This is a genomic window from Streptomyces sp. HUAS ZL42 (assembly GCF_040782645.1).
Taxonomy (GTDB): domain Bacteria; phylum Actinomycetota; class Actinomycetes; order Streptomycetales; family Streptomycetaceae; genus Streptomyces.
Genome location: NZ_CP160403.1, coordinates 8,697,739 through 8,719,977, shown reverse-complemented (window position 1 = coordinate 8,719,977; position 22,239 = coordinate 8,697,739). Strand labels below are relative to the sequence as shown.

General features: G+C 69.8%; 20 protein-coding genes. 12 read left to right on the top strand and 8 right to left on the bottom strand.

Annotation, left to right across the window (positions count from 1 at the left end; translation table 11 throughout):
- Positions 1–16: 16 nt before the first annotated feature.
- Complete coding sequence (locus ABZO29_RS39820) at positions 17–1,471, bottom strand: class I adenylate-forming enzyme family protein (protein ID WP_367325061.1); 1,455 nt, start codon at positions 1,469–1,471, stop codon at positions 17–19.
- Positions 1,472–1,688: 217 nt separating this feature from the next.
- Between ABZO29_RS39820 and ABZO29_RS39815 the strand changes: the two genes are divergently transcribed.
- Positions 1,689–2,927 (top strand): helix-turn-helix domain-containing protein, encoded by a 1,239-nt coding sequence (locus ABZO29_RS39815; RefSeq protein WP_367325060.1) that lies wholly within the window; start codon positions 1,689–1,691, stop codon positions 2,925–2,927.
- Between the two features lie 43 nt (positions 2,928–2,970).
- Here the strand turns inward: ABZO29_RS39815 and ABZO29_RS39810 are convergent, their stop codons facing one another.
- Positions 2,971–3,744 carry an IclR family transcriptional regulator gene (locus tag ABZO29_RS39810; protein WP_367325059.1) on the bottom strand — a complete coding sequence of 258 codons (774 nt, stop codon included), beginning with the start codon at positions 3,742–3,744 and terminating at the stop codon, positions 2,971–2,973.
- A gap of 76 nt (positions 3,745–3,820) precedes the next feature.
- On the opposite strand from ABZO29_RS39810, the gene ABZO29_RS39805 reads away from it, so the two are divergent.
- The 3 genes from ABZO29_RS39805 to ABZO29_RS39795 are packed head-to-tail and all read left to right on the top strand — an operon-like array spanning position 3,821 to position 6,446.
- Positions 3,821–4,972 (top strand): cupin domain-containing protein, encoded by a 1,152-nt coding sequence (locus tag ABZO29_RS39805; protein WP_367325058.1) that lies wholly within the window; start codon positions 3,821–3,823, stop codon positions 4,970–4,972.
- Complete coding sequence (locus tag ABZO29_RS39800) at positions 4,969–5,802, top strand: fumarylacetoacetate hydrolase family protein (RefSeq protein WP_367325057.1); 834 nt, start codon at positions 4,969–4,971, stop codon at positions 5,800–5,802. Before ABZO29_RS39805 ends, ABZO29_RS39800 begins: the two co-directional genes overlap by 4 nt.
- Positions 5,802–6,446, top strand: coding sequence for a maleylpyruvate isomerase family mycothiol-dependent enzyme (locus ABZO29_RS39795; RefSeq protein ID WP_367325056.1), 645 nt, complete (start codon positions 5,802–5,804; stop codon positions 6,444–6,446). The genes ABZO29_RS39800 and ABZO29_RS39795 overlap by 1 nt, the downstream gene beginning before the upstream one ends.
- 300 nt (positions 6,447–6,746) lie before the next feature.
- Here the strand turns inward: ABZO29_RS39795 and ABZO29_RS39790 are convergent, their stop codons facing one another.
- Complete coding sequence (locus ABZO29_RS39790; RefSeq protein ID WP_367325055.1) at positions 6,747–8,207, bottom strand: MFS transporter; 1,461 nt, start codon at positions 8,205–8,207, stop codon at positions 6,747–6,749.
- A 92-nt stretch (positions 8,208–8,299) separates the two neighbouring features.
- On the opposite strand from ABZO29_RS39790, the gene ABZO29_RS39785 reads away from it, so the two are divergent.
- On the top strand, positions 8,300–8,758 hold the full coding sequence (locus ABZO29_RS39785; protein WP_367325054.1) for a MarR family winged helix-turn-helix transcriptional regulator: 459 nt from the start codon (positions 8,300–8,302) through the stop codon (positions 8,756–8,758).
- Between the two features lie 12 nt (positions 8,759–8,770).
- Here the strand turns inward: ABZO29_RS39785 and ABZO29_RS39780 are convergent, their stop codons facing one another.
- The 3 genes from ABZO29_RS39780 to ABZO29_RS39770 are packed head-to-tail and all read right to left on the bottom strand — an operon-like array spanning position 8,771 to position 11,402.
- Positions 8,771–9,301 (bottom strand): cupin domain-containing protein, encoded by a 531-nt coding sequence (locus tag ABZO29_RS39780; RefSeq protein WP_367325053.1) that lies wholly within the window; start codon positions 9,299–9,301, stop codon positions 8,771–8,773.
- A 47-nt stretch (positions 9,302–9,348) separates the two neighbouring features.
- The gene (locus ABZO29_RS39775; protein WP_367325052.1) at positions 9,349–10,401 is read right to left on the bottom strand and encodes a phosphotransferase family protein; all 1,053 of its coding nucleotides are present in this window, start codon (positions 10,399–10,401) and stop codon (positions 9,349–9,351) included.
- Entirely contained in the window at positions 10,398–11,402 is a 1,005-nt protein-coding gene (locus tag ABZO29_RS39770) for a C-terminal binding protein (RefSeq protein ID WP_367325051.1), read from the bottom strand. Before ABZO29_RS39770 ends, ABZO29_RS39775 begins: the two co-directional genes overlap by 4 nt.
- Before the next feature lie 746 nt (positions 11,403–12,148).
- Between ABZO29_RS39770 and ABZO29_RS39765 the strand changes: the two genes are divergently transcribed.
- Positions 12,149–13,417, top strand: a complete 1,269-nt coding sequence (locus tag ABZO29_RS39765) for an MFS transporter (protein ID WP_367325050.1) — start codon at positions 12,149–12,151, stop codon at positions 13,415–13,417.
- Positions 13,418–13,621: 204 nt separating this feature from the next.
- Here ABZO29_RS39765 and ABZO29_RS39760 read toward each other — a convergent pair whose 3' ends face one another.
- Positions 13,622–14,428 (bottom strand): fumarylacetoacetate hydrolase family protein, encoded by an 807-nt coding sequence (locus tag ABZO29_RS39760; protein ID WP_367326365.1) that lies wholly within the window; start codon positions 14,426–14,428, stop codon positions 13,622–13,624.
- 158 nt (positions 14,429–14,586) lie between these two features.
- Between ABZO29_RS39760 and ABZO29_RS39755 the strand changes: the two genes are divergently transcribed.
- The gene (locus ABZO29_RS39755) at positions 14,587–15,618 is read left to right on the top strand and encodes a LacI family DNA-binding transcriptional regulator (RefSeq protein WP_367325049.1); all 1,032 of its coding nucleotides are present in this window, start codon (positions 14,587–14,589) and stop codon (positions 15,616–15,618) included.
- Between the two features lie 80 nt (positions 15,619–15,698).
- Here ABZO29_RS39755 and ABZO29_RS39750 read toward each other — a convergent pair whose 3' ends face one another.
- Positions 15,699–16,265: an NADPH-dependent FMN reductase gene (locus tag ABZO29_RS39750; protein ID WP_367325048.1), complete on the bottom strand. Its 567-nt coding sequence runs from the start codon at positions 16,263–16,265 to the stop codon at positions 15,699–15,701.
- A gap of 541 nt (positions 16,266–16,806) precedes the next feature.
- On the opposite strand from ABZO29_RS39750, the gene eno reads away from it, so the two are divergent.
- The 5 genes from eno (at position 16,807) to ABZO29_RS39725 (ending at position 22,150) form a co-directional block, all read left to right on the top strand.
- The gene (gene eno, locus ABZO29_RS39745) at positions 16,807–18,117 is read left to right on the top strand and encodes a phosphopyruvate hydratase (protein ID WP_367325047.1); all 1,311 of its coding nucleotides are present in this window, start codon (positions 16,807–16,809) and stop codon (positions 18,115–18,117) included.
- Positions 18,118–18,184: 67 nt separating this feature from the next.
- Entirely contained in the window at positions 18,185–19,189 is a 1,005-nt protein-coding gene (locus tag ABZO29_RS39740; protein WP_367325046.1) for a VOC family protein, read from the top strand.
- Positions 19,190–19,214: 25 nt separating this feature from the next.
- Positions 19,215–19,766 carry a carboxymuconolactone decarboxylase family protein gene (locus ABZO29_RS39735; RefSeq protein ID WP_367325045.1) on the top strand — a complete coding sequence of 184 codons (552 nt, stop codon included), beginning with the start codon at positions 19,215–19,217 and terminating at the stop codon, positions 19,764–19,766.
- A gap of 166 nt (positions 19,767–19,932) precedes the next feature.
- Positions 19,933–21,042 carry an alcohol dehydrogenase catalytic domain-containing protein gene (locus ABZO29_RS39730; RefSeq protein WP_367325044.1) on the top strand — a complete coding sequence of 370 codons (1,110 nt, stop codon included), beginning with the start codon at positions 19,933–19,935 and terminating at the stop codon, positions 21,040–21,042.
- A 199-nt stretch (positions 21,043–21,241) separates the two neighbouring features.
- Complete coding sequence (locus ABZO29_RS39725; RefSeq protein WP_367325043.1) at positions 21,242–22,150, top strand: LysR substrate-binding domain-containing protein; 909 nt, start codon at positions 21,242–21,244, stop codon at positions 22,148–22,150.
- The last annotated feature ends 89 nt before the right edge of the window (positions 22,151–22,239 follow it).

The following is a 22,239-nucleotide window of genomic DNA, read 5'->3' as shown; positions in this document are numbered from 1 at the left end:
AATGGGCGTGAGTTCTCTACCGGTTCGCAGTCGCTGAGCGGAGGCGCCGCTTGTCGATCTTCCCCACCGGGTTCCTCGGGAGCGCCTCGGTGACGGTGACCGTCACCGGCACCTTGATCCGGGCCAGCGAGCCGCGGCAGTGCTCGACGAGCCCGTCGGCCGTGACCGTGGCTCCCGGCAGCAGGACGACATGCGCGACGGGGACCTCGCCGAGCGTCGGATCGGGCGCGCCGACCACGGCCGCCTCCAGCACCGACGGGTGGGCGTGCAGGACGTTCTCGATCTCCTTGGGGTAGATGTTCTCCCCACCTCGGATGATCATGTCCTTGATGCGGTCGACGAGGACGAGATGGCCGTCTGCGTCGAACCGCCCGACGTCCCCGGTGTGCAGCCAGCCGTCGACCACGGTCCTGGCGGTCTCGTCCGGCAGTCCCAGGTAGCCGCGCATGACGTTCGGGCCCCGGACCACCACCTCGCCCACGGCCCCGGCGCCCAGCAGGTTGCCCTCGCCGTCCATCACTGCGACGGTCTGCCCGGGCAGCGGGAGCCCGACCGTGCCGGGCTTGCGCGGACCGTCCGGCGGGTTCAGCGTCGAGGCGCAGGTGCCCTCGGAGAGCCCGTAGCCCTCGACGATCGGTACTCCGTAGCGCTGCTCGAACCGGGCGATCAGCTCCGCGGGCATCGGCGCGGCCCCGCAGATGACACGGCGCAGCGACGAGGTGTCCGGCCGCACGTCCTCGGGGAGCGCGACCAGCATCGCGTAGATCGCGGGTACGGCCGAGAAATAGGTGGGCCGCGCGCTTTCGACCGAGCCGAAGAAGGACGAGGCGCTGAACCGGCCGGCGATCGTCGTACGTCCGCCCGCCAGCAGCGGCGACAGCACGCTCACCACGATCCCGTTGACGTGGAACAGCGGCAGGACCAGCAGGCTGTGGTCGGTGTCGTCCAGGCCGAGCCCGTCGATGATCATCCCGCACATGGCGGCGACGTTGGCGTGGTCGAGCATGACGCCCTTCGGACGTCCCGTGGTCCCGCTCGTATAGATGATCAGGGCGAGGGAGCCGGCGGCGGTTTCGGTCTTGTCGTCATGGCCGGCGGTGCGCGCACGCGTCAGCTCGGACACGTCGAGCGTCCCGGCGAGGCGGGAGGTGCCGTCGGTGATCACCGTCTTCGCCCCGGAATCCTCGATCTGATGGCGCGCCTCGGGCTCGGTGAGTCCGGGATTCACGGGCGTGACGGCGGCGCCGAGCCGCCAGGCCGCGAACATGGCGACGACGAGTTCCAGGCGATTCGGCAGAATCACCGCCACCACGTCGCCCGGACCTGTTCCGTGTGCGTGCAGGGCGTCCGCGGCTTTCCGCACCCGTGCCAGGAAAGTACGGTTGTCCAGCTGCTCACGGTCGTCCGCAATACAGGGCCCTGTGGGATTCCGGGCGGCCCTGACGTCCGGCAGTTCGGCGATGTGCTGCACGTTTCCTCACCATTGAGTCGCACCGTGACGAAGGTAGTGAGGAAAAGGTAGGGATGACGTGCCGGGCCGGCCATGGGCTTGTGTCCCAGCCCGGCACCGCGGTTTTGTGCCGCCGTCACAAAGGGGAGGCGGGGGCAGGTCACGGCGAGGGCGAGAACGAACGGAACATGGCGACGGGTCCTGTCGCGGACCAGAGGCGTCCGGTTACCGTCCAGCCATGAGCGTCGACGTGGACGGGACCGTGCGGGATGTCGCCAAGAACATCCAGGCCGATCTGGAGCGCCTCACTTCCGAGATGACCTCGATGTTCGTCGACGTCATCCCCGAGTTCCGGCACGACGACGCCGTACGGCGGCTGATGGTCGCGAGCACCTCGTCGAACCTGGTGGCCATCCTCGACATGCTGGCGCTGAGCATCTCGCTCGACGACATCACCGTGCCGCCCGCCGCCGCCGAGTACGCCCGCCGCTTCGCCCAGCACGACCTGTCACTGGAGGCGCTGCTGCGCGCCTACCGCCTGGGCGAGCACATGGTCGTGCAGTGGGCCGTGAACGTCCTGCGCCGTCTGGAACTCTCCACGGACGAGGCACTGGCGACGACGAGCCGGATCGCGCTCCTGGTCAACAGCTATATCGACCAGGTCATCGAGGGCGTGATCGACATCTACGAGAACGAACGCCGACGGTGGGACGCCCGCTCCGACGCGACCCGCGCCGCGCAGGTCCGCGCCGTGCTCGACACCGAGGGACTGGATCTCGCCTCGGCCGAGAAGATGCTGTCGACGTCACTTCGCGGATGGCACCTGGCCGCGATCATCTGGACCGGGCGCGGCGCGGCCGGTCATGTCTCGGCCCGCCTCCGCGCGGGCACGGCGATGCTGGCCGCGGCCACCGGGAAGGCCCCTCTGACGATCTCCGCCGACGAGCAGACATGCTGGGCGTGGATCTCCTCCGCCGGCAAGCCGGCCCTCGACGTCCACCGGCTCGAAGGCGAACTGCGCGAACACCCCGGGCTCCGCATCGCCGTCGGTGACCCGTCTCCCGGACTCGGCGGATTCCGGCAGACGTTCCGGGACGCGCAGCGCGCCCGCAACGTCGCCGCCACCGGAGCCGGCCCCGACCGAGCGCTCGTCCTCCACTCCCAGGTCGCGCTGGCGGGCCTGCTCGTCGACCACCTCACCGACGTCAGAGCCTGGGCCGGACGCGTACTGGGCGATCTCATGCGCGACGACGAGGCCACGGTCCGTCTGCGGGAGACCGTGCAGGTCTTCCTCGACGCGCGAGGCAGCTTCACCGACGCCGCCGCACGCATGCACGTCCACAAGAACACGGTCCACTACCGCGTACGCAAGGCCGAGGAGATACTCGGCCACCCCCTCACCGAGCACCGTCTGGACATCGAGGTGGCCCTGCTGGCCTGCGCCCAGCTCGGTCTGAGGCATACGGAGCGTGCATAGCCGCACGGTCAGTGGCTGATCGCAGCCCTTTGACCGGCCTGGGCTACCTGGCCGGCTCCATCTCCGCGGAGATCCTGTCTGCCGCCGTGGCCAGGGCCGACACGATCGCCTTCACCTCGCCCGCCGAGTACCGCACACTCGGCATCGACACGGACACGGCCGCGATCGTGGCGCCGCTCGCATCGGTCACTCCGCGCCCGATCGCGACGACACCTCGCTCAGAACGTTCCAGGTTGACGGCGAAGCCGGTGCGCCGGACGGCTCCGAGTTCGGTACGCAGCTCTGCCAGGTCCGGGAACTCCTCGGGCCCGTCGGCCGGGGCATGCGCGTAGAGCGCGGTCAGTTCGTCGTCGGTGAGGGCGGCGAGCATCACCAGGCCCCCGCTCGCCTGGTGCGCGGGGAAGACCATCCCCTCACGGTTGCCGACCCGGAGGGCCTGTGCGCACTCGACCGAGGCGATGAACCGTACGGTCCAGCCGGTGCGGATGGTGACATTCGCGGTCTCGTCGAGGGTGTCGACGAGGGCCCGCAGGGGGCCGAGCGCGGCCGCCCTGAGCGCCCCTACGTTCGACTGGGCCTTGGCGGCGATCTCCAGGACCGGGCCGGCCCGGTAACTGCGGTCCTCGTTCTGCACCGCGAAGTCGCGGTACACGAGGGTGGACAGGAGGCGGTGGGCGCTGGAGCGGGCCACACCGAGCCGACGGGCGGCCTCGGACACTGTGATGGGGCCCTCCACCTGAAGAATCACCGCCAACTGCAGCGCGTGGTCCACGCTCGTCACGCCGTAGGCCGGCGGGTTCTTCATCGACTTGGCCACGACGACCGCCTCTCGCTCTGTTCCGATAGACAGAATCTACTGTTCCGACGGAAGTCGTGCGGAGCACGGTATCGGCATGACCGACCAAGACAACGTCGTCTCCCCCGTCTCGCTCACCGCTGAGGACCGACCCGACCAGCCGCCGGTCACCGCCGAGCTCGAAGAGCTCTACCGGGGCTTCGAGAAGGCCCTGCTGGTGCCGCTGTGGACCCGGATCGGCGACCTGATGCCCGAGCACCCCAGGTCGAAGGCGCAGCCACACCTGTGGGAGTGGAAGACGCTGCTCGAGCTGGCCGGCCGCTCCGGCGACATCGTGCCGGTCGGCCGCGGCGGCGAGCGGCGCGCCATCGCGCTGGCCAACCCGAGTCTGGGCGGCAGGCCCTACGCCACCCCCACCCTGTGGGCCGCCATCCAGTACCTGATGCCCGGCGAGGACGCCCCCGAGCACCGGCACACCCAGAACGCGTTCCGGTTCGTCGTGGAAGGCGAGGGCGTGTGGACGGTGGTGGAGCGCGATCCGGTGCCCATGCGCCGGGGTGACTTCCTGCCGCAGGCCGGGATGAACTGGCACGCCCACCACAACCCGGCCGGCGAGCCCATGGCCTGGATCGACGGCCTGGACATCCCCTTCCAGTACGACGTCGAGGCGCAGTTCTTCGACTTCGGACGGGACGAGCTGTCGGAGGAGGAGCACGCGACGCCCGACCGGTCGCGCTCCGAGCGGCTGTGGGGCCACCCGGGGCTGGCGCCGGTCTCGCAGCTCGAACGCACGGAGGGCACTCCGCTGCTGTGCTACCGCTGGGCGGACACCGACGCCGCGCTCACCGACCAGCTGGAGCTGGAACGCCACGGTCACCCCGGCACCGTCGGGCCCGGCCACGCCCTGGTGCGCTACACCAACCCCACCACCGCAGGCGACGTCCTGCCCACCATCCGCGCCCAGTTCCACCGTCTGGTCCGCGGTGCGCAGACCGCTCCGCACCGGGAGACGGGTTCGTCGGTCTACCAGGTGTTCGACGGCTGCGGCCGGGTGACCGTGGGCGACTTCTCCTGGTCGGTCCAGCGCGGCGACCTGTTCGTCGTGCCGTCCTGGCAGCCCCTGTCGATCCGCTCCGAGGCCTCGCCGTCGGACTCCGACTCCGGCGCGCTCGACCTGTTCCAGTTCAGCGACGCCCCCCTGTTCACCAAGCTCAACCTGTTCCGCACCCACATCGAGGAGAACGCGTGAAGCTCGCCACCATCCGTCTCGGGAACCGCACCACCGCGGTGCGCGTCGAGGGCGACTCCCTTGTCGACCTGGGGCTGCCCGACGTGGGTGCCGTGCTGGCATCGGCCGGCGGTCTCGACGCAGCGGCCACGGCCGACGGTCGCCGGCACGCGGGCGCCGACGCCGAGTTCGCACCGCTCGTCCCCCGCCCCAGCAAGGTGGTCTGCGTCGGCCTGAACTACCAGAAGCACATCAAGGAGATGGGCCGCGACCTGCCCGAATACCCCACCCTCTTCTGCAAGTTCGCCGACACGCTCGTCGGCGCCCTCGACGACGTCCGACGTCCGGTCGAGACCGAGCAGTTCGACTGGGAAGCCGAACTCGCCGTCGTCGTCGGCCAACAGGTACGACGCGCAAGCGAAGCCGAAGCCGAGGCCGCCATCGCGGGCTTCACCGTCCTCAACGACGTCACCTGCCGCGACTGGCAGTTCCGCACCCGCGAGTGGCTGCAGGGCAAGAACTGGGACTCCACCACCCCGCTCGGACCGTTCCTGGTCACCACCGACGAGGTCGGCGGCCCGCGCCCCGCCCTCGACATCCGCTGCGAGGTCAACGGGCAGGTCATGCAACACGACAACACCGGTGACCTGCTCTTCGACCCGGTTCACCTGGTCCGCTACGTCTCTACGATGATCCGGCTCAACCCCGGCGACATCATCGCCACCGGCACCCCCGGCGGCGTCGGCCACGCCCGCGAACCGCAGGTGTTCCTGCAGGAGGGCGACACCATCGTCACCGAGATCGAGGGCCTGGGCCGCCTGGAGAACCGCGTCGTCTCCGAGGGTGCGTGATGAGAACCCTGCGGACGACGCTGGCCTGGGTGGCCGAGGGCACCGCACTGTGCGGCAAGGCCGTCGCGGACCTCGACGAAGCGTCGTACGGCGCTCCCTCGCTCCTCCCGGGCTGGACCCGGGGGCACCTCGTGGCCCACGTCGCCGCCAACGCCCGGGCCCTGCGCAACCTCGTGCACTGGGCCCGCACCGGTGAGCCCACCCCGATGTACAGCTCACCGGAGCAGCGCCTGGCGGACATCGCGTCGGGCGCGCAGCTGCCCGCCGCATGGCTCACCGCCTGGTTCGAGGAGTCGGCGCAGCTGCTGGCCTACGCGATGGCCGAACTGACCGAGGAGCAGTGGCAGGCGGAAGTGCTGACCGCCCAGGGGAGGACCGTGCCGGCGAGCGAGGTCCCCTGGATGCGCACGAGGGAGGTCATGGTGCATGCCGTCGACCTCGCCACCGGCGTCCAGTTCGCCGACCTGCCCGAGGAGTTCCTCACCGAGCTCCGCCGCGACATCGTCGGCAAGCGCGGCGGCGACGGCGTTCCCGCCGTCCAGGGCAGTGCCGCCGACATCACTGCGTTCCTGGCGGGCCGCCCGTACACCGGGGTGACGACCCGGGACGGCGCCCCCGCCCAACCCCTGACTCCGTGGCTGTGACCGCGGGGAAAAGAGACGTGAAACCACAGACGCCTCCCGCCCCGGCATGCTCGTGATCGGCGGCGGGACCGGCGGGCTTTCTCGGCCGCGCCGGCGCTCACCCGGCAGGGACTTCGGGTCCGCCTGTGGTGTGGGCGGCGTCGCTGTCCGTGGGGAGTGTGCTGCCGCCCCTGGCGTGCGGTGTGACCGCCCCGTCCCCCGACTACCGCAGCAAGCGGCCCACTTGCCGATCGGCCGCTCCTTGCCGCGCGGCTGACCTCCGAGGGCCCGCCTCCTGCACGGTGTCCGGCACGACCCGCCTCAGCCGCCGTTCACCGGAATATCTGCGGCGGCCCGAGTGAAGCGGGGCAGTGCGGCAACTCCGGCGGCGAGGAGGGCGACGATGCCCATGTGCACGTACTCGACCGAGGCGAAGGCGTGGGCGATGCCGTGCGGTGCGAGACCGAGGTACAGGGTGCCGAGCGTGGCGACGCCGAGGGCGAGACCGCTCTGCTGAAGGGTGATCAGCACACCGCTGCCGATGCCGCCCAGGTGGGCGGGCACATCGGCGAGGACGCTGCGGAACAGCCCGGCGAACAGCATCGACTGACCGGCCCCGGCCAGGGCGAGCGGTCCGGCCATCGTCCACAGGCCGACGTGCGGCCAGTCCGTCACGAGCACGGCGACGAGCCAGACCAGACCGGCCAGTTGCACGACCGCGCCCGCGGACATCGCGGCGCGTCCGAAGCGGGTGATCAACCTCGGCGCGAGCACGGAGCCGACGAAGAAGAGCAGAGCCATGGGCAGGATCGCCAGACCACCGTGGAGGGCGTCGGTGTGCAGTCCGTTCTGGACCGTCAGAGCGAAGACGAACATGAACGCGCCGAAGCCGATGCTGAAGGCCAGCACCATGGCCAGGCCACGTGACATCGACGCCAGCCGCAGCAGGGACGGCGGCAGCAGTGGAACCTCACCACGCCGCTCGGCGCTCTGCTCCACCCGGTAGGTGGTGATCCCCAGGACCACGGCCAGGGCGAGCAGGCACCAGGTCCACCAGGGCCATCCGAGCGAGTGCCCTTCCGTCAACGGGACGAGCAGTGCCACCAGCATCGCGGCGAACAGGACCGTGCCGGAGAGGTCGACGCCGACGGGATGCGCGGAACGCGTCGCCGGCACGATACGGGCGGCGACCAGCAGGACCACCAGCCCGATGGGCACGTTGACCAGGAAGATCGGCCGCCAGGAGGTACCGGCGACGTCCGCGCTGACCAGCAGTCCGCCCACCAGCTGACCGACGACCGCGGCGATGCCCGAGGTCGCACCGTACAGGGCCAGGGCACGTGCCTTGCGCTCGCCTTCCAGGGTGTGGTGGAACGTGGCCAGCACCTGCGGCACCAGCAGCGCGGCGGCGGCACCCTGGACGATCCGGGCCGCGATCAGTGCCCCGACGGTCGGCGCGAGGCCGCAGGCCAGCGAGGCGAGGACGAAGGCGACGAGCGCCCCGAGGAAGAGACGGTGGCGGCCGTAGCGGTCCCCGAGCCGGCCGCCCAGGACCAGCAGGGCCGCGTAGGCGACGCCGTAACCCGCGATCACCAACTGCAGGGAGGCCGCCGAGGCGTGCAGTGAGCTGTCGATGCTCGGCAGAGCGACGTTGGTGATGAAGAAATCCATGATCGGCAGGAAGGCGCCTGCCAGCAGTATGAGCACGCCGGTCGCGTGCAGTTCCGGGGCGGAGTGGTGGGCGCGGTGCCGGGCGGCGCCGCCCGCGTGTGTGGTGGCCATGGCCAGCCTCTCGCATGGGCAATTACTTGCGTGCGCCAGCAACCATAGAACTTGCATGCGCAAGCAAGCAAGCAACCCGTAGAGTGAGAGACATGCCCGACCGAGACGAGACCGCCCGGCTCACCGCCGAGGAACAAGCCCTCATCAGAGCCCTCCGGCCGGCGATGGCCGCGCTGATGCGCGCCTTCGACGAGGACCTGCGCCGGGCTCAGGGGCTCAGTCACGCCGAATACATCACGCTGATGTTCCTCGCCGAGGCCCCCGACCGCACGATGCGCCTGAGCGACCTGGCCGAACTGGTCCAGCAGTCCCCCTCGGCCCTCGGCCGCACCGTCCGCCGGCTGGAGGCGGACGGCCTGGTCTCGCGTGAGCAGTCGGCCGAGGACGCCCGTTCCTTCAACGCCGTCCTCACCGACGCCGGCCTCGCCCGCCTCGAACAGGCCCACCCCACCCACATCGCCAGCGTCCGCCGCCATCTGTTCGACCGGCTCGAAGGCGTCGACCTGGGCAGACTGGCCACGGCCTTCCGGCACATCACGGGGACCGGCTGAGGGCAGACCGCGTCAGAAGTCGCGCTCCGCACCGATCAGCACGAAGGCCACGGTGGCCGGCCGGTCGCTGCGGTTGCGCCAGCCGTGCCGGGTGCCGTTCTGGACGACGATGTCTCCTGCCGACAGCGGGGTGCAGTGGCCGTCGTCGAGTTCGAGGACGATCTCGCCCTGCAGCACGATGCCGTAGTCGACGGTCGGCGTCGTGTGCATGCCGTCCGGCTCGAAGAGCTCCACGAGGCCGGGCGAGTCGGCCCGGGATTCCTGGTCGAAGGCGACGGGGTCGAACGCCGGATCGGCAAACGCACTGTCCGGCTGGAAGGTCAGGACGATGAACCTCGTGCCGCCCGGCGCCGGCAGCAGGCTGGCGACCTTGGGGGTGGGGTCCTCCCCGGTCCGGCTGACCGGTTCGCCCGGATCAGTGGCCCACGGCAGGCGGGAGACCCGGCCCGGGAGGCTGGTGAACTCCCGGCTGCGCGGGACAGGACCGTCGCTGACGACGACCGACTTGCCGTTCTGGTCATGGCCGGTGACGACTCTTCGCATGTGTCTCTCCTCGGTCGGGCCCGGCGGGCCCGTCGAACCGGTTGGGGTCAGTCGCCCCGGCCGATGCCGGGCTCGGCCGGGGCCTCGATCGCGGTGGCCCAGGTGTCCAGGACCTCCGCCACCGTGCGGGCGGGTGCCCGGAGCAGGGCCGAAGCCACCGTGCGTACGAGCAACCGGTGCCGGTCGTCCGTCAGGTACTCCACCGGGGACTTGCCGTCCACGCGCGCCAACAGCAGTGCCGGCAGCAGTGATGCGGTCCGCGCCTCGAGATCCGGCCGGGGCTCCCAGTCGACGCGCCGGACGTATTCCTCGGTCAGCACCCGCGCGGACCGCAGGAGATCGGCGCGGCGCCCGGGGACCACCAGGCTCTTGAGGAGCAGATGGTTGACGCAGAAGGCGAGGTCGAAGGCCGGGTCCCCGTACCAGGCGCACTCGGCGTCGAGGAGCACGGGCCCCGACGGGCCGACGAGGATGTTCTTGGGGCTGACATCGCCGTGCACCAGAGCCAGATGGGTCGTGGCGGTACGGTCGGCGAGGCCCTTAAGTCTGTCACCCAGACCGGGGTGCGCTGCCGCGGTGGCCTGCAGGTACGGCTCGATGCGCAGGGCGTGGAAGTTGTCGTCGGTGGCGAACTCCGCGGCGAGGGCGGCGTCGCCCGCGCTCGCCGCGTGCAGGGTGCCGAGCAGCTCTCCGACGGCCGCAGCCGTCGCCACCCGTACCTCACCGCGCAACAGTTGGGCCTTCCACATCGGGTACCGCTCGGGAGGCAGGTACGCCATCGCGAACAGACCGGCCTCGGTGTCGTGTGCCAGCAGTTCCGGCACGCTGTCCGGCCGGTGCCGGGAGGCGAACCGCATCCACGCCCATTCGTAGGCGTTGCGGGACACCGGCGCCTCCCAGTCGGCCGCGACCCGCAACCGGGCCAGGGCCCGCTTGACGCACAGGGAGCGTCCCGGCAGGTCCACCCGCCACAGGTCGGACGAGACACCGCCGGCAAGCGGCGTCCAGCGTGCGGCCTCGCCCTGCCCGGCGAGCCTTTGGGCGATCAGGAAGTCGGCCAGTACAGGGTCCGGGCCCACCTGCGCGGAGGTCGGGCTCATCGCCGGTCACCCGGCCCGGTGGTCAGGCCGCGGGGGCTGTTGCAGGCGTGGGCAGGCGCCTCGCCCGCCAGGATGCGTACGACCTCCTCGGCGGCACGGCGGCGCAGTTCCGTGACCGAGGCGTCGGAGGAGAAGGCGACGTGCGGGGTGAGCAGCGCGCCCGCCTGGTCCAACAGTCCGGCGGGGACGTGCGGTTCACTCTCCAGTACGTCGAAGGCGGCTGCGTCCAGGTGCCCGCTGTCCAGTGCCTTGACGACCGCGTCGGTGTCCACCAGGCCTCCCCTGCTGACATTGACCAGCAGGCCGCCCGGCTTCATCAGCCCCAGTTGCTCGGTGCCGATGATGTGGTGGGTGCCAGGCGTGAGCGGCACGTGGAGGATCACGACGTCGCTACGGCGCAGCAGTTCTTCCAGGTCCACCATCTCCACCCCGGGGGCGTCCTTCGGCGGATGCGGGTCGTGGGCCAGGATGCGGCAGCCGAACGCACCGAGCTTGCGCACGGTGGCCCGTCCGATCCGCCCGAAGCCGACGACGCCGCAGGTCAGCGTCGACAGCCGGCGCAGCCGGGCGCTCGCGGGATCCCAGCGGCCCGCACGGACCTCGCGGTCGAACACCGCCAGGCCCCGCGTCCAGGCCAGCACCATGCCGACGGCATGGTCGGAGACCTCCTCGACGCAGTAGTCCGGCACGTTGGTGACCCACACGCCCCGCTCGGTGGCGGCGTCCACCGCGATGTTGTCGAGGCCGACCCCGAGTCTGGCCACGATGCGCAGGCCGGCAGAGGTGCCGATCGCGGTGGCGGAGACGGGCGCCCAGCAGGTCAGGATCCCGTCGGGCCGGTGCTCGGCGACCAGCTCCTCGATGGTCTCGGCTGAGGCGGGCTCCGCGGGGCCGGTCACCAGGGTGTGGCCCGCCCCCTCGACGACCGATCGCTCTAGGGAGTCGTCGGGCCAGGCGTAGTCGGTGAGGAGCACGGTGCCGGGGCGGCTCGGTGGTTTCATTGCAGGTCGTCCTCGCAGAATCGTGCGGCCGCAGCGGACGGCCGGGCGTTGCGCCCGGTCGCGTCCGGTCGGCAGGCCTGAGTCGTCACCCGAAACGGCGGCCGTCGGCCTGTCCGATGGGTCCGCCGGCCGCCATGGGTGAGGTGGAGAGGGTCGCTGGGCTCGGGTCGGGTCTCGCTGGCCCTCGCCGACTCGTGATCGGGGGAGGCGCCACGGTACGCCCCTGGAACTGGTTCACAAGATGCCGGGGCACGTCGAATCACTTTGTCACAGCCACGTGATGCTAACGATAGCACTGAGAGTCTTCGACGCGTCAAGAGCGCGACGTACCCGCGCCGCCGGCAGCGCCGCGGCAGGGCCCGACCAGGGCCGAGGAACCCTGTCACCGCGGGGAAACCGGGACCGCCGAAGAAATCCGCCGCGCACATCTTGACGCGCCGGGGACTTCCCTTCATGGTTTCTGCCATCCCCCGACCGTGCGGCCGATAAGTGTCCGCACAGGGACCGGCTGTCGAAGACGCCATAGCCACGGACGTCCCCGACGGGCGATATACGGCTGAATTCCGCATGCGGCGTCCGACCGCGCGAGCAGCCCACCGCCCGCATTCCATAAGACGGCGACAGCATGGCTGTCACCGACTCGAGTCCGTGTTCAGCCCACCGCTTCTCGTCATCGCCCGTACAACCCCGTACCGGCGATGGATCCGCCGCGGCCTGCCGCGGCCCATTCCCTCTCAGGAGCCGCTATGACTCACGCAGCGCAAGTCGACACCGGTGCCGTGCCCGTCAGGGACGCGCAGGAAAGCAGCCGGCCCACCATTTCCCGGGCCATGATCGGGGTGGGCTTCCTGCTGGTGGTCCTCTCCTACATGGTCAACGCGATGGACCGCCAGGTCTTCCCTCCGCTGCTGCCCAACATCCGTGAGGAGTACGGCTTCTCCCTGGAGCAGGGCGGACTCCTGGCCACGAACTTCACCCTCGGCATGGCCATCGCCGGCCTGCCCGCGGGCTACCTCCTGGACCGCTTCCGCCGCAAGACCGTGCTGCTGGTCAGCATCGTGATCTACTCCCTGGGCACGATGGCCACGCCGCTGGCGACCGGTTTCGCCGACATGACCCTGTACCGGGTCGTCTCGGGCTTCGGAGAGGGCATGCAGTCCGCTGCCATCTTCGCGGCGATCGGCGCCTTCTTCGCCCACCGTCGCGGCCTGGCCTTCGGCATCATCGGCCTGGGCTACTCCGTCGGCGTGTTCATCGCCCCGCTCATCGGCGTCCGGCTCATGACCCTTCACGGCACTTGGCACTCGCCCTTCTACCTGTTCGGCACGGCCGGGCTGCTGATCGCCGCCGCCTCCCTGTTCCTCGTGAAAACCGCTCTGACCGAGCACTCCGCCGAGAAGATCCTCTCGACCAAGACCTACGAGTACATGCCGGCCTCCGCCTACAACCGCAACACCATCGCACTGGCCGTCCACTCGGTCATCAGCGGTGTGGCCATCTACGGGTTCCTCGGCCTCTACCCGACGTACCTCATCACGTCGCTGCACTACTCCGCCGAGCAGGCCGCACTGGCCATGAGCCTCCTGGGCTTCGGCGGTATGACGGCCGTTTTCGGCGGCTGGCTCGGCGACCGCGTGAACCAGCGCAATCTGCTGATGCTGAGCCTGCTGGCCGTCTCCGCCATCAGCGTGTGCATCTACGAGACGCAGGCCGGAGTCGGGCTGCAGTGCGTGTTCGCCTTCTTCATGGGCGCCTTCGGCCTGGGCTTCATCTACCCCAACACCAACAGCGCGATTCAGCGGGCTGTCCGTCCGGGGCAGATCGGACGCGCTTCCGGTCTCTTCGTCACCAGCTACTACGGAACGGCGGCCTTCTCGGGCCTACTCTTCGCCGCCCTGGTGGACTCCTTCGGCTGGGACCGGGCGGGGCTCCTGCAGGTCACGCTCCTGCCGCTGATGGGCGTCATCGCCCTGAGCTTCGTTCGCCCCTCGCGGTTCAACAACGCGGACCGCTAGGGCCTGCAGGCGGACAAAGTCGCAGAGAATCGACGTCATCTGATCAGCGCAGGTGAGCGGGGCCTGGTGCACGCACCGGGCCCCGCGTGCGCGACATGATCCGCCCGGACAGGCCCCAGCAGGGCCGTCGACATGCCACCGGGGCCTGCCCACCGCCGGGCGGTGGGCAGGCCCCGGTGGGCTGCGCCCAGTGGGCGTTCGACGTCAGACGCTCTCGGCCACCACCGGATTGCGCAGGACACCGATGCCCTCGATCTCGACCTCGATCTCGTCCCCGGGGCTGATCGGCCCGACACCGGAGGGCGTGCCGGTCATGATCGCGTCCCCGGGCAGCAGCGTCAGGTAGCGGCTGAGGTAGCTGACGATGTCGGGAACGGCAAGCAGCAGGTCGGCCGTGCTCGCCGACTGCATGACGGCGCCGTTCACACGGGTCGTCAGCGACAGTCCGGAGGGGTCGAGTCCGGTGGCGATGACCGGACCGAGGGGAGCGAAGCTGTCCTGGCCCTTGCCGATCAGAAGCGTTCCGAACTTGCTTTCCTTTCGCTGGACGATGCGGTCGCTGACGTCGTTGCCGCACGTATAGCCGAGGATGTACTCATGAGCCTCGGAGGGCTTCACATGGCGGGCTTCCTTTCCGATGACGACGACCAACTCGCCTTCGAAGTGGATGAGTTCACCATCCGCCGGATACACGATGGCGTCATCCGGTCCCACCACCGCAGTACTCGGTTTCATGAAACACACCGGAACCTCGGGAACATCGCGGTCGGTCTCGTCGATGTGCGAGGCGTAGTTGTAGGCGAACCCGAAGATCCGAGGCCTCTCGAGTGGCGGGAGAATGACGACGTCGCCCACGTCGTCGAAGTGGCGAGCAGGGGTCAGCCCGGTGAAAGGGTCACCCTCGAATCTGGCGATCCTGACGTCACCCGTGTCGAGTTCTCCGTAGTGACACACGCCGCCCACGGCATACCTGACGATCCGCAATGGAAACCTCCGCAACTGGGCAGCCACGGGCGGCTGCACGACTCATACAGCAATGCTAACGTTAGCATAAAGCGCATGATCAACCCGGCACCCCGCCTCTCCGGCCACGGAGCGCAACGAGAGTGCTATCGTTGGCATACGGAAAGTGACGGCACCGGATCAATCTGCTCGAAGGGGCCCGCTACGTGATCACGACCAGGGACATCGCCGAACGCCTCGGGATCTCCGTCTCGACGGTCGGCCGGGCACTCGCCGACGATCCCCGCATCAGCGAGGAGACCAAGTTCCGGGTCCGCCGGGCCGCTTCGGAGATGGGGTACGTCGGCAACCGCGCGGCGCGGATGATGCGCGGAGCGTCCAGCAACGTGGTCGCGCTGGTGATCCCGGACATCCGCAACAGCTTCTACTCGACCATCGCGCACGAGATGTCCAAGAACATGGAGGCCGAGGGCTTCCAGCTGATGCTCTCGGAGACCGACGACGACCGGATGGTGGAACTTCGCCATCTGCGGGAGCTGTCCGCGAACCGCGTGGCGGGCGTCATCATCGTGCCGACCGCCCGCCCCCACAGCGAGTCCCTCAAGCTCCTGCGCGCCGTGCCGCACCTCCAACTGCTTCGCCGGCACCCGTCGCTCGGTTCCCAGTGGTTCGGCGTGGACGACCACGAGGCGCTGCGTCAGGCCACGGCCCACCTGGTGGCACTCGGCCACACCCGCATCGCGTATCTGGGCGGTCCCGAGGAGCTGCCCACCGGCGCCGAGCGGCTGCGCGGCTTCCGCAGCGCCCTGCGCGAAGGCGGTCTGCCGGACGATGCCGGGCGCACGGAGCTGGGGCCGCCGTCGTCCGTGGACCACGGGCGCCGGGCGGTACGCCGGCTGCTGGAGGGGACGGATGCGCCCAGCGCGCTCGTCCTGGGATCGATCCAGCTCACCCTGGGGGTCCTGGAGGAGTTGTCCGAGCAGGGCGTGAAGGTGCCCGGGGAACTGTCCGTGGTCGGGTTCGGAGACGAGCCGGGGTTTTCCTGGTGGGGCCCCGGACTCACCACGATCGGTCTGCCGATTCAGGAGATGGCCACCGGCTGCGCGCTGTGGCTGATGCGCCGGCTCAAGACCAAGCCGAGCAACGACGGCCCGTACACGTCGGTCTCCCCCGGATCGCTGATCCTGCGCGGCAGCACGGCGCCCCCCGGCGGACGGACTCCGTCCACGTCCGGCTGAGCCCATCGGCAACCTCACCCGCAGACACCGCAGGCGCCCGGAGCGATGTGCTCCGGGCGCCTGCGTTCTGCGGCGCCAGGTCAGTACGTTGCGCTGCGCAGCCCGCGCATGACCCGGGCCGTGCGCACGAGTTCGTCGAGCACCTGCTCGGCCGCGGCCTCGTGTATCTTCCCGGGCCGGAAAGCACCCCTCTCGACAAGTTCGTTGACGAACGGGATGCTCACGGTCGGACCGATCGGCAGCATCCTGAGGTTCGCCACGACCTGCTTGCCCATCTGCACCGCACGGGTACCCGCCGACACGCCTCCGTAGCTGACGAACGCGGCCGGCTTGTGCCGCCACTCCACGACCAGGTAGTCCCACGCGTTCTTCAACGGGGCGGGGAAGGCGCCGTTGTATTCCGGGGTGACGAAGACGAACGCGTCCGACGCGTCCACGATTCGGCTCCAACGGCGGGTGTGGCTCTTCGTGTACTGCTGCATGACCGGCGGATGCGGCTCGTCGAAGAAAGGGAGAGCGAGTTCCTGCAGGTCGACAGTGTGCGCCTCGAACTGGTCGTACTCCGCGGCCCGGGCGGTGAACCAGTCCGCGACGGATCGGCCCACACGTCCTGGGCGAGTGCTGGCCACCACAGTGGTGAGGGTCATCGGCGCCACAGAGGGCTCGGGTGCCATATCGGTCTCGCTTTCCGTTGGACTGCGATCCGGACCGGCGAACCCGCGCCTGCCTGTGCTGTCCGTCCTTCCAGGGAGCGCGCGGGTCCGCCGGAGTCCCTACCGGAGCGCATTGGATTGTGCGAACGATAGCATTGACCGCTGCACACACCAAGAGGGCGGGAACGGAAGGACGGCCAGCGGGACCAAACTGCCACCTGCCTCTTGACAGAGCGGCCGACGCTTCGCACGATTGCGCTATCGTTAGCATTCGAGCCGCCGTGGACGAGCAACCCTCGCCATCGCCCCTTCGCACCCGTATTCCCTCGCCGGCCCCGCCACGGCGACGAAGAGAGCCGTACGACACTTCGTCCCCGCGGCGCCGCCACACCGATCCGGGTGCCGCCCCGTGGGACACGCCCGCGCCCGTTCGTCCGCGAGGACACTCCGCACGCCCCTGGCGGCGGTGGCGTCCGTCCCGCGATGAGAGGGACGGCCCACCCCGATCGTCCGAACTCCGAAAGGTTGCACCGCAATGACAGACGCGCGGATCGCCAAGATCTACGGCCGCAGAGTGTGGGACTCACGCGGTCGGCCGACCGTCGAGGTCGAAGCCCACCTCGCGGACGGCGCGACCGGTCGGGCCATCGCACCGGCGGGGGCCTCGACGGGCCAGGGTGAAGCGCTCGACCTGCGCGACGGCGGCGACCGCTTCGGCGGGCTCGACGTCCTGTGCGCCGTCGGCTCGGTGAACCAGGAGATCGCGCCCGCCCTCCTGAACCGCGACGCGACCGATCAGGAGGCCGTCGACCGGCTCCTGGTGGACCTCGACGGAACCCCCGACCGCAGCCGTCTCGGCGGCAACGCGATCGTGGCCACGTCCATGGCGGTACTGCACGCCGCCGCCGCGTCGGCCGGCGTACCGCTGTGGCAGTACCTGGCGGGCGGGCGGCCGGTCCGGATCCCCCTGCCGGAGATCCAGATCTTCGGCGGCGGCGCCCACGCGGAGCGTCGCGTCGACGTCCAGGACTTCATGGTGATGTGCCCGGCCGCAGGAAGCTTCTCCGAGGCCCTGGACTGGACCGCGGAGATCTACCGGGCGGCCGGAAGCCTGATGCGCAAGGCCGGCAAGGCCCGGGGCGTGGCCGACGAGGGCGGCTTCTGGCCCGCGTTCGACTCCAACGAGGAAGCGCTGGAGACACTGACCCTCGCCATCGAGACCGCGGGCTTCGCGCCCTCGACCCAGGTCGGCATCTCGCTGGACGTCGCGGCCTCGCAGTTCGGCAGCGACGGGCGGTACACGCTGGCCCTGGACGACCGCACGCTGGACACCGCGGCGCTGATCGACATGCTGGGCGGCTGGATCGAGCAGTATCCGATCCTCTCCGTCGAGGACCCGGTCGGTGAGGACGACCACGAGGGCATGGTGGAGTTCACCCGGCGGCACGGCCGGCACTGCCAGGTGATCGGCGACGACTACCTGGTCACGAACGCCAAGCGGGTCGAGGCGGCGGCCACCAGCGGAGCGGCGAACGCCGTCCTCGTCAAGCCGAACCAGGCCGGCACCGTCACGGAGGCGTTCCAGGCCCTGCGCGCGGGAAAGGACGCCGGCTTCGGCACGATCGTCTCGGCCCGGTCCGGGGAGACGGAGGACGTCACCATCGCCCATCTGAGCGTCGGATGGGACGCGGGCCAGCTGAAGGTGGGCTCGTTCACGCGCTCCGAGCGAATGGCCAAGTGGAACGAGGTTCTGCGTATCGAGGAGTTCCTCGGTAAATCCGCGGAATTCAGTGGGTGGTCCGCCTTCACATTCGCCGATTCCGCGTCTTCCACGACCAAGCCGTAAAACGGCCGCGAGATATTGCGTACTACAGTCATCGAAATCCAGAGCCGATCGGAGCACGGAGACCAGCATGCTGCCACCCGTCAATCTGCGCCCGAGTTTCAACATCACCCGAACCAGCCATGTGCGTCTCACCGTGGCCGACCTCGCCGAGAGCCGGAACTTCTACGTGAAGGCCCTCGGACTCGTCGTCAGCGATGAGGACGAGCGCACCTGCTACCTCCGCGGCCTCGCCGAGGCCTGCCACCACAGCCTCGTGCTGGAACTGGACGAAGAGGGCGCCGGTTCGTGCAGGAGGATCGGTTTCCGCGTCTTCTTCGACGAGGACCTCGACATCGCCCACCGCTGGTTCCGCGACCGGGGGCTGCCCGCGGAATGGGTCGACATGCCGTACCAGGGACGCACCCTGCACGTCTCCGACCCCGCCGGCACGCCGCTCGAACTCTGCGCGCACATGGAGACGCGACCGCGGCTGCACATCGACTTCGAGCACTACAAGGGCGCTCACGCGCAGCGGCTGGACCACTTCCAGACCTTCGCTCCGAACACCTACGAGCTGTGCGCGTTCTACGGCGAGCTCGGCTTCCGGAACTCCGAGTACCTGGCGCACGGCGACAAGCTGCTGAGTGCGTTCATGTACCGCAAGGGCACCTGTCTGGACCTCGCGATCGTGGAGAACACCGGCCCCGCCCTGCACCACTTCGCCTACACCGTCTCCGAGAGCCGTGACATCTTCACCGCCTGTGACTGGGCGGGCATCCTCGGCTACGGCGAGGGCGTGGAGCGGGGTCCGGGACGGCACGGTCCGGGCGGGATGCTCTACACCTACCTCCGCGATCCCGACGGCCACCGGGTGGAGGTCTTCAACAGCCACTACCAGACGATCGACACCGAGGTCGAGCCGGTGCGCTGGGACGCGGGATCGCTGAGCACCAACGTCCGCTGGGGATTCCCGGCGGTGGAGAAGTGGTACTTCGAGGCGTCGCCCTTCGTCGGTGTCTCTCAGGTCCCGCCGGCCGAACTTCCGAAGCCGATGACGCTCGAGCAGTTCCTGCTCGAGCAGTCCGCACACTGACCTTTCCGGCCCCCGAGGAGACGACATGGCACGCGTTCCCTACCTGCGTCGCGAGGACGCGGACGAGGCGAACAAGCCCCTGTACGACCGGCTCGAGGCCGAGCGCAAGGTACCGACGGCGAACATCTTCCTCGCCCTCTGCAACGCGCCGGCCCAGCTGGACGGTTTCCTGACCTACGCCAACTCGCTGCGGGCCAGTGAGCTCAGCCCCGCGCTGCGCGAACTGGCGATCCTGACGGTCGGTCACGTGACCCGGTCCGCGTACGAGGTGGTGCACCACCGTTCGCACGGGCTCAAGGCCGGGCTCACCGAGGAGCAGATCGCCGCGGTGGGCGACTTCGAAACGGCGGACGTGTTCGACGAGACGGAAAAGGCGGTGATGCGCCTGGCCAAGGAGTCCACGCTCCAGGTCGACGTCTCCGAGGAGACGTGGCGTACCGCTGCCGAGCGCCTGCCCCAAAAGCAGATGGTCGAACTCGCGTTGTCCATTGCCTGGTACAACTCCGGCGTCCGGATCATGGGCATGCTGGACGTCGATCTCGAAGAGAACTACCCCAATCCCTTTGCGAAGCCGTGATCCGGGGTGCCGTAAGCCAAGAGGTTGTGAGCCCGAGGCTCTCGGCTCCCTGTTTGTAGGACCCGACTTGTGACGCTCGACCGCCGAGCCACCGTTGGCCGACTCGGTCGCCTGAGAAGTCTCCGTCCCGCTGTCACGGGACGGAGCAGTTCCAAGGAGTATTTCAATGGCGAAAATGCTCGCTGCCCGGCTGCACACGCTCGGTGAGCCGATGACGGTGGACACGATCGACGTGCCCACCCCGCGGCCCACCGACGTGCTGGTGCGGGTCAAGGCATGCGGGATCGTGCCGAACATGGCCAACGTGATCAACAACTGGCCCACCTGGTACCCGCATCAGCCGCTGCCCAAGCTCCCCGCGATCTTCGGCCTGGACCCCGCGGGCGTGGTCGAGGCGGTCGGTGAGGCGGTGCTCAACACCAAGCCCGGCGACAGGGTCTATGTGAGCCCTCTGCGGTCGTGCGGCAGTTGTCAGGTGTGCCGCGGCGGCGAGCTCGCCCGGTGCCGCTACTTCACCCTGAACGGCTACTTCAGCACGTCCCGCGACGGCCAGCGGATCTTCGACCTGTATCCGTACGGCGGTTTCGCGGAGTACATGACCGCACCTCAGCACGCGATCGTCGACATTCCGGACAACATGTCGTTCGAGCAGGCCGGAAAGCTCGGCTACATCGGCACGTCCTACGGAGCCCTCAAGCACGCCGCGGCCGGCCCCGGCCAGGTGGCGCTGATCGACGGGATCACCGGCACGCTCGGTGTCGCCTCCACCCTGCTCGCGCTGGCCTCGGGTGTCTCCAAGGTCCTGGGCACCGGCCGCAACGAGGACCTCCTCAAGCGCGTCCAGGCCCTTGCCCCGGACCGGATCGAGGTCATGCGGCTGGGCGAGGGCTCCTCGGGCGAGTGGGCGAAGTCCCGCACCGGCGGCGAGGGCGCGGACTTCGTGATCAGCGCCCTGGGGGCCAAGGCACCGGTGGAGACGATGCTGGACTCCATGCAGGGCGTGCGCCGCGGCGGCAAGGTGGTCAACGTCGGCGGTGTGGGCGACGCGCTGCCCGTGGACGTGAAGTGGCTCATGGACGAGCAGGTCCAGCTGATCGGCTCCAACTGGTTCACCACCGCTCAGGGCCAGGAGGTCGCCGACATGGTGGCCACCGGCGCCCTGGACCTGTCGTACCTGATCACCAAGCCCTTCCCCCTGTCCCAGGTCAACGAGGCGATCTCGGGACGCGCCACGGACAGCGACGGCGGATTCAGCAACTACGTCGTCATCCCCTGAACCGCAGGTCCCAAGGCGCGTCCGGGCATCCCGGCCGGTCCGGACGCTCCTTGGCGGCAGCGCCCCTGACGCCCCATACTCACCCCGCGGCGGTCCTGTTCTGCCCTGACGCCGCCGCGGGGTGTCCAACTCCATTCCGCCGGCCGTGTACACGGCCGGTGCACTCGTCGGCACAGGCCCGGCAGAACGGAGGAGTCCGGTGGAACTGCGCTGGCTGGAATCGTTCGTCACCGTCGCGGAGGAACTGCACTTCGCGCGGGCGGCGGACCGTCTGCATCTCGCGCCGTCGGCACTCAGCGCCCAGGTCAGATCCCTGGAGTCGCACCTCGGCGTCCGGCTGATCGACCGCGGGCGACGCACCCGCCCGGCACTGACCAGCGCCGGGCGGCTGTTCCTCGAGGAGGCGCGGCTGACCCTCGCCCAGGCCGCCAGGGCCGAGGCGGTGGGCCGGCGCGCCGGTCGCGGGGAGCTGGGGCACGCCCAGATCGCCTACGTCGCCTCGGCCGCGTTCTCCGGAGTACTCACCGACGTCCTCACCCGCTGCGCGGCCCCCGGCACTCAGCTCACCGTGCAGGTGCGCGAACTGGAGACACCTGCCCAACTGGAAGCGCTGGCCTGCGGGGACATCGACGTCGGCTTCCTGCGCTGGAGGCCGGAGTACCCGCCCGAGGTCACGGCCACCTGTCTGCTCACCGAAGAGGTCGTCCTGGCGCTGTCGGCCGACGCGCCACTGGCGGCGTACGAGGCGGTACCGGCGGCGAAGCTGCGCGACGAGCAGTTCGTGGCCCCGCACTTCGACGAGGAGTACGGCTGCCGCGACCAGATCCTTGAGGTGGCTGAGCAGGGGGGGTTCAGCCCGCGGTGCGCTCCCCCGGTGCGGGACTTCATCGCGGCACTGACACTCGTGGGCGGTGGTCTCGCGGTCGCTCTGGTCCCCGATTCGCTGCGCCGCGTGCACATCCCGGGGGTGGCCTACCGTCCGCTGGCGGACGTACCACTGACCACCCGGCTGGTCGGCGCCTACCGCAGGGGTGAGACCTCTCCCGCGGTCCGCGGCGTGATCCGCCGGCTGCGGGAGGCGGCTGCCGCCACGGTCCCCGCCGACTGAACCCACGGTGCTCCCGCGGGCGTCCGGCGCGGGAACGACGTCCGGTCAGGGCGGGGCCGACCACCAGAGGCCCCCGCCTCGAGGCAGCG